Annotated in this window: 12 protein-coding genes; 9 read left to right on the forward strand and 3 right to left on the reverse strand. The window is 67.0% G+C overall.

All coding sequences use genetic code 11. From position 1 onward, the window contains the following. Window positions 1–44 precede the first annotated feature (44 nt). From QOD90_RS30350 to QOD90_RS30370, 5 genes are all read left to right on the forward strand, one after another. On the forward strand, window positions 45–434 hold the full coding sequence (locus tag QOD90_RS30350) for a polyketide cyclase / dehydrase and lipid transport (RefSeq protein WP_526356107.1): 390 nt from the start codon (window positions 45–47) through the stop codon (window positions 432–434). A 154-nt stretch (window positions 435–588) separates the two neighbouring features. After that, window positions 589–1,026 (forward strand): SRPBCC family protein, encoded by a 438-nt coding sequence (locus QOD90_RS30355; RefSeq protein ID WP_526356109.1) that lies wholly within the window; start codon window positions 589–591, stop codon window positions 1,024–1,026. Continuing rightward, window positions 1,019–2,299 carry an ArsA family ATPase gene (locus QOD90_RS30360; protein WP_526356129.1) on the forward strand — a complete coding sequence of 427 codons (1,281 nt, stop codon included), beginning with the start codon at window positions 1,019–1,021 and terminating at the stop codon, window positions 2,297–2,299. The genes QOD90_RS30355 and QOD90_RS30360 overlap by 8 nt, the downstream gene beginning before the upstream one ends. Then, window positions 2,296–2,703, forward strand: coding sequence for a hypothetical protein (locus QOD90_RS30365; protein ID WP_526356111.1), 408 nt, complete (start codon window positions 2,296–2,298; stop codon window positions 2,701–2,703). Before QOD90_RS30360 ends, QOD90_RS30365 begins: the two co-directional genes overlap by 4 nt. A 59-nt stretch (window positions 2,704–2,762) precedes the next feature. Continuing rightward, window positions 2,763–3,500 (forward strand): lysophospholipid acyltransferase family protein, encoded by a 738-nt coding sequence (locus QOD90_RS30370; RefSeq protein WP_526356113.1) that lies wholly within the window; start codon window positions 2,763–2,765, stop codon window positions 3,498–3,500. On the opposite strand, the gene QOD90_RS30375 is transcribed toward QOD90_RS30370, so the two are convergent. Further along, window positions 3,431–4,792 (reverse strand): glycosyltransferase 87 family protein, encoded by a 1,362-nt coding sequence (locus tag QOD90_RS30375; protein ID WP_526356115.1) that lies wholly within the window; start codon window positions 4,790–4,792, stop codon window positions 3,431–3,433. The two genes, QOD90_RS30370 and QOD90_RS30375, sit on opposite strands and share 70 nt — an antisense overlap. An 85-nt stretch (window positions 4,793–4,877) precedes the next feature. On the opposite strand from QOD90_RS30375, the gene QOD90_RS30380 reads away from it, so the two are divergent. From QOD90_RS30380 to QOD90_RS30390, 3 genes are all read left to right on the forward strand, one after another. After that, window positions 4,878–5,771: a hypothetical protein gene (locus tag QOD90_RS30380; RefSeq protein ID WP_526356117.1), complete on the forward strand. Its 894-nt coding sequence runs from the start codon at window positions 4,878–4,880 to the stop codon at window positions 5,769–5,771. Further along, window positions 5,771–6,295, forward strand: a complete 525-nt coding sequence (locus QOD90_RS30385) for a polyadenylate-specific 3'-exoribonuclease AS (protein ID WP_526356119.1) — start codon at window positions 5,771–5,773, stop codon at window positions 6,293–6,295. The genes QOD90_RS30380 and QOD90_RS30385 overlap by 1 nt, the downstream gene beginning before the upstream one ends. Before the next feature lie 62 nt (window positions 6,296–6,357). Beyond that, window positions 6,358–7,755 carry a class II 3-deoxy-7-phosphoheptulonate synthase gene (locus QOD90_RS30390; protein WP_526356121.1) on the forward strand — a complete coding sequence of 466 codons (1,398 nt, stop codon included), beginning with the start codon at window positions 6,358–6,360 and terminating at the stop codon, window positions 7,753–7,755. On the opposite strand, the gene QOD90_RS30395 is transcribed toward QOD90_RS30390, so the two are convergent. Then, complete coding sequence (locus tag QOD90_RS30395; RefSeq protein WP_526356131.1) at window positions 7,752–8,936, reverse strand: protein kinase domain-containing protein; 1,185 nt, start codon at window positions 8,934–8,936, stop codon at window positions 7,752–7,754. The genes QOD90_RS30390 and QOD90_RS30395 overlap by 4 nt on opposite strands. 83 nt (window positions 8,937–9,019) lie before the next feature. On the opposite strand from QOD90_RS30395, the gene QOD90_RS30400 reads away from it, so the two are divergent. Beyond that, the gene (locus QOD90_RS30400) at window positions 9,020–9,424 is read left to right on the forward strand and encodes an Rv2175c family DNA-binding protein (protein ID WP_526356123.1); all 405 of its coding nucleotides are present in this window, start codon (window positions 9,020–9,022) and stop codon (window positions 9,422–9,424) included. On the opposite strand, the gene mptB is transcribed toward QOD90_RS30400, so the two are convergent. Continuing rightward, a partial coding sequence (mptB, locus tag QOD90_RS30405; protein ID WP_526356125.1) for a polyprenol phosphomannose-dependent alpha 1,6 mannosyltransferase MptB occupies window positions 9,421–9,988 on the reverse strand: 568 nt, incomplete at its 5' end. The two genes, QOD90_RS30400 and mptB, sit on opposite strands and share 4 nt — an antisense overlap.

Raw genomic sequence — 9,988 nt, forward strand, 5'->3', positions numbered from 1 at the left:
CGGCTGCCGAACACCGGCGGGGGCGCGTGTGTGAAGGTGGGGCGATGAACAGCATCCAGGTCGCGGACGAGACGTTCGTATGTGCCGACCCGGCCGATGTCGGCGCCGCGATCGCGGACCCGGCGAGTTGGCGGCGTTGGTGGCCCGACCTGCGATTGACCGTGGTCGAGGATCGTGGCCCCGCGGGGCACCGCTGGACCGTCGCCGGAACGCTGACCGGCACCATGGAGATCTGGCTTGAGACGTCCTTCGACGGTGTGATCCTGCACTACTTCCTCCACGCCGAACCCTCGGGAGCGGCCGCCTGGGAGCTGGCCAAGATGAACCTCGCCAAGGCCAACCACCAGCGCCGCGTGGCAGGCAAGAACATGGCGTTCGAGCTCAAGCAGAGGCTCGAGGAGTCGCGCAAGGTCGGGGTGTCCCGACTGGTGTGAGTCGCCCGCCGATTCGGTGGGCAGGAGCGCAGGGACACGGGGATGATTCGGTGGGCAGGAGCGCAGCGACACGGGGATGATGTGGGTACGGGTACATTTCTGGGCGAAAGAACGCGAGTCCAGCAGCGCACGAGCTACCCGGGGAAGTGATTACGTGGCGGACAAGACGGCGCAGACGATCTACATCGACGCCGAGCCGTCGACGGTGATGGACGTCATCGCCGACATCGGCTCGTACCCGGACTGGGTCGCCGAGTACAAGGAAACCGAGGTTCTCGACACCGACGACGAGGGCTTTCCGAAGAAGGCCCGGCTGGTGCTTGACGCAGCCGTGCTCAAGGACACCATGGTGTTGGCCTACACCTGGCCCGCCGACCACGCGTCGGTGCGGTGGTCGTTGGTCTCCAGCTCGCTACTGCGGGCGCTCGACGGCGCATATCTATTGTCTCCCAAGGGTTCTGGCACCGATGTCACCTATGAGTTGTCAGTCGACCTGGTGATTCCGATGATCGGACTGCTCAAGCGCAAGGCCGAACGCAGGCTGACCGACACCGCACTGAAGGATCTCAAGAAACGAGTCGAGGCTGACTGAGAGAAGCGATCCGGGCGAATCTTCCGCGGCCGGCAGTGCCAGGATCAGCCTCTTCGTCGGCAAGGGTGGAGTTGGCAAGTCCACGCTGGCGACGGCCACCGCGGTGCGCGATGCGCGCAACGGCCTGCGAGTGCTCGTCGTGTCGACCGACCAGGCCCACTCCACGGGGGACGTGCTTGGCATCAGCGTGGTCCCGACGGGTGAGCGCCTCCCGACGAGGGTCCTTGCCGATGACGCGGATGCCGGTGGAGGTTTCCTCGACGCGCTGGCCCTGGACACCCTCGCCCTGCTCGAACAGCGGTGGCGGCAGGTGGCTGGCGTCCTCGCTGCGCGATTCCCTGAGTCGGATCTCGGAGACGTTGCCCCAGAGGAGCTTTCGGCGTTGCCTGGGATTCAGGAGGTGCTCGGCCTCGACGAGGTCGGCGAGCTGGCGGCGTCGGGTCGGTGGGACCACGTCGTCGTCGACTGCGCATCCACGGCCGACGCGATGCGCATGCTCACCCTCCCCGCGACCTTCGGTCTCTACCTCGAGCGGGCCTGGCCACGGCACCGCAGGCTGTCCCTGGCGGCGACTGACGCAGCGTCGGTCGGCATCATCGAGCTATTGGAACGGATCGCCGCGGGCACCGATCGCCTCGGTGAACTGCTCACCGACTCCGCTCGCGTCAGCGCGCACCTGGTGCTCACCGCCGAACGGGTGGTGGCCGCTGAGGCGGCCCGCACGCTGGGCTCGTTGGCGTTGATGGGGGTGTCGGTCGCCGAACTCATCGTGAATCAGATTCTGGTGCAGGACGACTCGTTCGAATACCGGAACCTGCCCGAGCATCCGGCATTCGACTGGTACGCGGAGCGAATCGCGGAGCAGCGCCTCGTCCTCGACGAACTGGACGCCACGATCGGCGACGTCACACTGGTGCTCGTCCCGCACCTCGCCGGGGAGCCGATCGGTCCGAAGGCGCTCGCGGAGCTGCTCGACAGCGCCAGACAGCGCCACGGGTCGGCACCGCCGGGCCCGGTGCGGCCGGTGGTCGACCGGGAATCCGGATCCGGACTCGATGCCGTGTACCGGATGCGGCTAGAGTTGCCGCAGGTCGATCCTGGCGCCTTGACGCTGGGCCGGGTCGACGACGATCTGATCATCGGCGCTGGAGGCACGCGTCGCCGGGTTCGGTTGGCGTCCGTTCTGCGGAGATGCACCGTGGTGGACGCGCAGCTGCGCGGCAGCGAACTGACGGTGCGCTTTCAACCGAATCCGGAGGTGTGGCCCGCGTGAGCGAGTTCCACGCCGACATCACTCCCGAGCTGCGGCAGTTGGCCCAGTCGATCCTGGACCGGCTCGACCCTGCCGTCAGGGTGGCCGCCGCCCGTGCCGCCTCGGGGGGCGAGGGCAAGTGTCAGCAGGTGTGGTGCCCGGTATGTGCCCTGGCTGCGTTGGTATCCGGCGAACAGCATCCGTTGCTGACGGTGATCGCCGAGCACAGCGTCGCGCTTCTCGCCGTCGTCCGCGCCATGACCGATGCAATGGACTCCGGTCAAGGGGGGTCCGGCACTCCCGCGCCGCCGACCGACCCGTCCGGACCGGGTCGTCCGACCTCGGACGGTCCCGGGCCCGACGACGATCCGCCACCATCGGGACCCGGCCGTTATCAGCACATCCCCGTCTCCGTCGAGGAGTGAGCGGCAACTGGGTACAGTTGTCGCAGGGCACCGTCCGTGCGCCCGCCGCGGGAGGCTAGATGTGGTATTGGCTGTTCAAGTACATCTTCATGGGCCCGCTGTTGACGTTACTTGGTCGACCGAAAGTGCAAGGGCTGGAGAATGTTCCGAACTCGGGTGCCGTCATCCTGGCCAGTAACCACCTCGCCGTCGCCGACAGCTTCTACAAGTGCCTGGTCGTTCGGCGCAGAATCACCTACCTGGCCAAGGCCGAGTACTTCGAAGGCACCGGCGTCAAGGGCCGGTTCCAACGGTGGTTCTACACCTCCGCCGGCCAGGTCCCCATCGACCGCACCGACGCCGACTCCGCTCACGCTGCGCTGACCACCGCGCAGCGCATCCTGAGCCAGGGCAAGGTGCTCGGCATGTACCCCGAGGGCACCCGCTCGCCCGACGGACGCCTATACAAGGGCAAGACCGGCATCGCCCGGCTGGCGCTTGAGACCGGCGTCCCGGTCATCCCGGTGGCGATGGTCGGCACCGACGTCGTCAACCCGCCGGGATCCAAGATGTGGCGGTTCGGCCGCGTTGAGGTCCGGTTCGGCAAGCCCATGGACTTCAGCAGGTTCGAAGGTTTGGCAGGCAACCGATTCATCGAACGAGCCGTCATCGACGAAGTGATGTACGAGTTGATGCGGATGTCGGATCAGGAGTACGTCGACCTCTATGCGGCGGACGTGAAGGTGGCTCAGGAGGGCGGCGACGGCGGGTCCGACGGCAAGCCGCCCGCCCGCATCCCCACCGCAGCCGCGGGTTGACTCGAAGCCTCCGTTGGCGCTGTGCCCACGGTCGCTCGCGTGCCGTTGCGCTCCCGTAGGGTGACGGCTCCCGCGACCACGATCGAACCGATCGCCCACCAGACGTAGGCTCCGCCGAGCAACTGGCGCCACAGCGCGGCGGAGGTCTCCTTGTGCTCGGTCATCAAATGGATCGGCGCAAAGTACATCAGGAGCACTCCGACGGCGCTGATCACGCCCATGGCGATACTGCGATAGCGGACGGCGAGGACGCCCGTCGCCAGGACGGTGAGCAGTGCCCACACCCAGTGGTGCGACCACGACACCGGCGACACGACCAACCCGAACATCGCGACGCAGATCAATGCGAGCACCGACTGGTCGCCTGGGCGCAGTCCTTCGGAATCGTCGGATCGCAGCACCCGGCGAACCGCCCACACCGTCAGACCGAGCACGGCGAAGCAGGCGATCAGCCAGATGATGAAGCGCGGCGTCTCGCCGAGGCCAAGCCGAGCCAGGGTGCCCGCGATGTTCTGGTTGGTGAGGTACGTCGCGGTGCCGATGCGGTCGGTGTCGTGGACGGTCTCGGTCCAGTACTGCCACGAGTCGTGCGCCGCCACCACGAATCCGACCGCCGTCGCCAGGATGGCCGCGGCCACGCTCGTCAAGAGTGCCCGGGTGTCCCGACGCAGCAGGAAGTACAGCAGGAAGACCGCGGGCGTCAGCTTGAGGGCGATGGCCAGCCCGACCAGCAGCCCCCGCGGCCACGGCGTCTTCTTCGGTACGCAGTCGGCGATCACCAACGTCATCAGCACGACGTTGATCTGGCCGAACTCGAAGTTCGACCGGATGGGCTCCAGGTAGACCGCCGACGGCGCGACGATCGCCGCGGCCAGCCAGCATCGCCTGAGCCACGCCGGGCCCGAAATCAGGGTGGGTTGCTCCCACACCCGCAGGCGGGTGAGCACGATCATCGTGCTGACCAGCAGCAAGGCGAAGGTGATGACGGTGATCGTCGCGCTCGCCGCGTCCAGCGACAGCCAGGCGAAGGGGGAGAAGACGGCTGCCGCGAGCGGGGGATAGGTGAACGGCAGGCCGAGCCCGGCCACCGTGGCGAACAAGTCGTCGTAGAGCGAATCGCCATTCAGCCAGGCGCGGCCGCCCATCCGGTACACGTCGATGTCGATGCGGTACGGGGTGGTGGCCAGCAGTCGCCACCCCGCCCAGGCCACTGCTGCGATGGTGAGCAGCTGAAACAGCCGCCAGGCCGCGCCTGCCCACCACGCCCCGCTGGGGAACTGCCGAATTCTCATCTCGCCGTCAAGAGTATCGGTGGTCGTCGGCGCGTCGGGGACCATCCTGTCCACGGCGCGCGCCGCCGGCGCGTAAGTTTTGCCCGTGTTCGACGATTGGAAGTTCGACTTCGGGCTCGACCTGGCAATCCCGCCGGGTCGATTGCCGCTGCTGTGCTGCCTGATCTCGTTCCTGCTGACGTTCCTGGTGACGCGGACGATCGTCCGGTACATCCGGCACAACGAGAACAACAAGACCAACGACACACCGCCCAAGTGGTGGCAGCCCCGCAATATCGGGCACGGCACCGTCCACATTCACCACGTGGTCATCGGCGTCATCCTCGTCATGATCTCCGGGGTGACGATGGTGACCCTCGCAGTCGACGGCGGCGTGCCCGAATTCACCGCGGCCGCAATCTTCTTCGGGATGGGTGCCGCACTGGTGCTCGACGAGTTCGCGTTGATCCTGCACCTTCAAGACGTGTACTGGTCGGAGGACGGCCGGACCTCCGTGGACGCGGTATTCGCGGCCATCGCGGTGGCCGGATTGCTGATCCTCGGCTTCAACCCGCTGTCGTTCTTCGACATCGACATCTGGCGTGAAGACCAGACGCTGCTGGCTCGGGCGACCGTCGTCGGCATCGCCCTGGTGACGCTCGGCCTTGCGGTGGTGGTGCTGCTCAAGGGCAAGGTGTGGACGGGCCTGGTCGGGATGTTCATCACGCCTCTGCTGATCATCGGGGCCCTCCGATTATCGCGTCCGCACGCCCCGTGGGCGCGGTGGCGCTACGGCAAGCGGCCCAAGCGGATGCATCGCGCGCTGGCGAGGGAGCGGCAGCAGCGGCGTCCCGTCGTGCTGGCCAAGCTCTGGCTGCAGCACGTCATCGCGGGGGAGCCACACTTTCCCGACGACCTCGAGGTCGATGCCCAACTCGACAGGGAGATTCACCCCGCCCCGGCACCCGCTCCGGTCGCGGCGACCACGGGAACGGCCTGATGAAGTACTTCTACGACACCGAGTTCATCGACGACGGTCGCACCATCGAACTGATATCGATTGGCGTGGCAGCCGAGGATGGTCGCGAATACTATGCGATCTCAACGGAATTCGACCCCGATCGCGCGGGCGCCTGGGTGCGCAAGAACGTTCTTCCGAAGCTTCCGTCACCCGCCTCGAAGCAGTGGCGGTCCAGGCGGCAGATTCGCTCTGAACTCGAGGACTTCTTCGACATCGACGGTGACGAGACGATCGAACTGTGGGCGTGGGTCGGCGCGTACGACCACGTCGTGCTCTGCCAGCTGTGGGGGCCGATGACCGACCTGCCGCCCGCGATCCCCAGGTTCACCAGGGAGCTGCGGCAGTTCTGGGAGGGGCTGGGCTCGCCTCGCATGCCGCCGCGCCCCCGTGACGCGCACGACGCGCTGGTGGACGCCAGGCACAACCTGACCAGGTTCCGCCTCATGACCGAGCACCACCCAAGCGAAGACGACGACGACGGCAGTTGGGCCGCACGCGCCTGAACTGCGGCTATGGGCAGGTCCAGGTTGTCGGACCCGCTTCTGCGCGCGGTTACCATAGACGGGTGAATTGGACCGTCGACGTACCCATCGATCAGCTGCCGGAGCTGCCGCCGCTATCGACCGAGCTGCGCGAGCGGCTCGATGCTGCGCTGGCCAAGCCGGCGGCCCAGCAGCCCAGCTGGCCCGCCGACCAGGCCAAGGCGATGCGGACGGTCCTGGAGAGCGTGCCGCCGGTGACCGTCCCTTCGGAGATCGAGCGTCTCAAGGAACAGCTTGCCGACGTCGCGCGGGGTGAGGCGTTCCTGCTGCAGGGCGGCGATTGCGCGGAGACGTTCGTCGACAACACCGAGCCGCACATCCGGGCCAACATCCGCACGCTGCTGCAGATGGCGGTCGTGCTGACCTACGGCGCGAGCATGCCGGTGGTGAAGGTTGCCCGCATCGCGGGGCAATACGCCAAGCCGCGGTCGGCCGACATCGACGCGCTGGGGCTTAAGTCCTACCGCGGCGACATGATCAATGGATTTGCACCGGACGCATCGGTCCGCGACCACGATGCCTCACGCCTGGTGCGTGCGTACGCCAACGCCAGCGCCGCGATGAACCTGGTGCGGGCCCTCACGTCGTCGGGGCTGGCGTCGCTGGAGTCGGTACACGACTGGAACCGCGAGTTCGTCCGCACCTCGCCCGCAGGCGCCAGGTACGAGGCGTTGGCGGCCGAGATCGACCGCGCGCTGCGGTTCATGAGCGCTTGTGGCGTCAACGACCGCAACCTGCAGACCGCCGAGATCTACGCCAGCCACGAGGCGCTGGTGCTGGACTACGAGCGGGCGATGCTGCGGTTGTCGAACGACTTTCCCTCCGACGCCCCGGAACCGCGCCTGTACGACCTGTCGGCGCACTACGTGTGGATCGGTGATCGCACCCGCCAACTCGACGGCGCGCACATCGGCTTCGTGGAGACCATCTCCAACCCCATCGGGGTCAAGATCGGCCCGACGACGCCACCCGAATTGGCCGTCGAGTACGTCGAGCGCCTCGATCCGCACAACCGGCCCGGTCGCCTGACACTGGTCAGCAGGATGGGCAACGGCAAGGTTCGCGACCTGTTGCCGCCAATCATCGAGAAGGTGCAGGCCACCGGACGTCAGGTGATCTGGCAGTGCGATCCCATGCACGGCAACACCCACGAGTCGTCGACCGGTTACAAGACCCGGCACTTCGATCGCATCGTCGACGAGGTCCAGGGTTTCTTCGAGGTGCATCACGGCCTCGGCACTCACCCCGGTGGCATTCACGTCGAGATCACCGGCGAGAACGTGACGGAGTGTCTCGGTGGGGCACAGGACATTTCGGATTCCGACCTGGCCGGCCGCTACGAGACGGCGTGCGATCCGCGGCTGAACACTCAGCAGTCGCTGGAGTTGGCGTTCCTCGTCGCGGAGATGCTGAGGGGTTAGAACAACCCCGTCACGTTGCTGCCAAGGGTCCACGCTCCGGCGGCGACCAGCGCGGTGAGCGTCAGCAGGCCCACCAACCAGAAGAGCGTGACGCGTCGCCCGCGCTGACTGGCCCACTCCAGCTCGTCGATGTCGATCCCGGCGAATTGACCTGGTGCGGAAGGGTTCTCGGGCCGTTCCCAGTCGTCGGGTCCGCGCGTCATCTCCCTGGTGTGCTGCCGCGGCGGCACGGGCGCTGGCGCAGGATCGCGGGTCGGCAGAATCGGCGTCGGCGGTGGTGGGGCAGTGGTGGTCTGCGTGGTGCGGTCGTCTTGGTGAATCCGGCTGTGGTATTCCGCCGACGCCACGTGCTGTGCGGAATTGCTTGGTGCGGGCACCCGGAACGGCGGCAGACCGAGCTCGGTGACGATCGCGTGCAACGCGGCGCCCATGGCCCCCGCGTCGGCGTACCGGTCGCCGGGACTGCGCCTGGTCGCTCGCAACACCAGCTCGTCGAACTGCCGCGGCACGCCCGCGATCGCGGCACTGGGCGGCGGCACGTCGTTGTCCATCCGCTGGTATGCGACCGTCAGTACGCTGTCGCCAGTGAACGGCGTGGTGCCGGTAAGTAATTCGTAGGCGAGGATGCCCACGCCGTAGACATCGCTTTCCGAACCTGCGTCGCCGGTGCTCACCTGTTCGGGTGACAGGTAGGCCGCAGTGCCGAGGATCACACTCGTCGAGGTGATCTTCGCCTCGGCGACGGCGCGGACCAACCCGAAGTCGGCGATCTTGACCTCGCCGTCGTCGGAGATCAGCACGTTCTCCGGCTTGATGTCGCGGTGCACCAGCCCAGCGCGGTGCGCCGCGGCGAGACCGCCGAGGATCGGCGTCAGCACGGCGGCGACGGCATGGGGTGGCATCGGGCCGCGTTCGCGCAGCAGTTCGCGCAGCGTGCCACCTTCGATCAACTCCATGACCAGGAACGGGTGATGGCCGTCGATCCCCTGGTCGTAGACCGCGACGAGGCCGGGATCCTTGAGGCGGGCGACGGCGCGGGCCTCGCGCTGGAACCGGACCAGGAACTGCTGGTCGCCCGCATACCGTGAATCCATCACCTTGCACGCCACCGGCCGGTCCAGTCGGAGGTCGAGTCCGCGGTACACGGCGGACATGCCGCCGGTCGCGATCATGGCGTCCATTCGGTAGCGGGAGTCCAAAACGATGCCGACGAGCGGGTCCGATCGCTGGCTGGTATCCACGCGTGCATCTTAGACTCGGTCCCGTGAGCAACATTCCGGCTGCCGAGGACGTTCTGGATCCCGACGAAGCCGTCTACGACCTGCCTGCCGTGGCGTCCATCCTCAACGTCCCAGTGACCAAGGTGCACCAGCACCTGCGGCAAAAGCATCTGATCGGGGTGCGCCGCGACGGGCTTCTGGTGGTGCCGCAGATCTTCTTCGACGACAAGGGGCAGGTCGTCAAGAGCCTTCCTGGTCTACTGGTCGTACTGCACGACGGGGGTTTCGGCGAGACCGAGATCGTGCGATGGCTCTTCACCCCCGACGCCTCACTCACCCTCAGTCGGGACGGATCCACCGAAGTGCGGCCGAACGCCCGCCCGGTGGATGCGCTGCATTCGCATCAGGCGCGTGAGGTGGTTCGCCGCGCGCAGGCGATGGCTTACTAACCGTCGGTCGACTGAGGCGTCGGCGTCTTCTGGGCCTCGGCCCTCTCGGGCGAGTTCGCCAGCGTGTACCACGCCGCCGCTGCGCAGGCGGTGGCGAGAGCCACGTGCAGCCACGAGTACATGCCGTGTGAACCGTCGGGTTTGAAGATCACCATGATCCACGTCGAGAAGCCGGCGATCACGGCGATCGCCTGCCTGCTCTGCGCCAGCGCCGACAGCACGGCCAGCGGCCAGGTGTAGTACCACGGCAGTGCCGCTGGCACGAACAGCACCACGACGAGCATCGCCAGCGCGATCCCCGTCAAGGCTTGACGGTCGTCGTGCCGAAATCGCCACCACAGCAACGGAAGTGAGATGGCGATGACGGCGACGCCGATGATCCTGGTGACCTCGAGGACGGCGTAGAAGTTCACCGGAAGGAAGAGTCCACCGATCGCATTGATCAGGTTCGCGGTCGCGGTGGGCACCGTGAGCCAGTTGATGATCTTGACCGATCCCGCGAGCGCGGTGAGCCAACCGAGTCCGACGCCTGCCAGCCACGATACGACGGCGAACACCACCACG

The organism is Mycobacterium sp. (assembly GCF_032161845.1).
Classification (GTDB): Bacteria; Actinomycetota; Actinomycetes; order Mycobacteriales; family Mycobacteriaceae; genus Mycobacterium.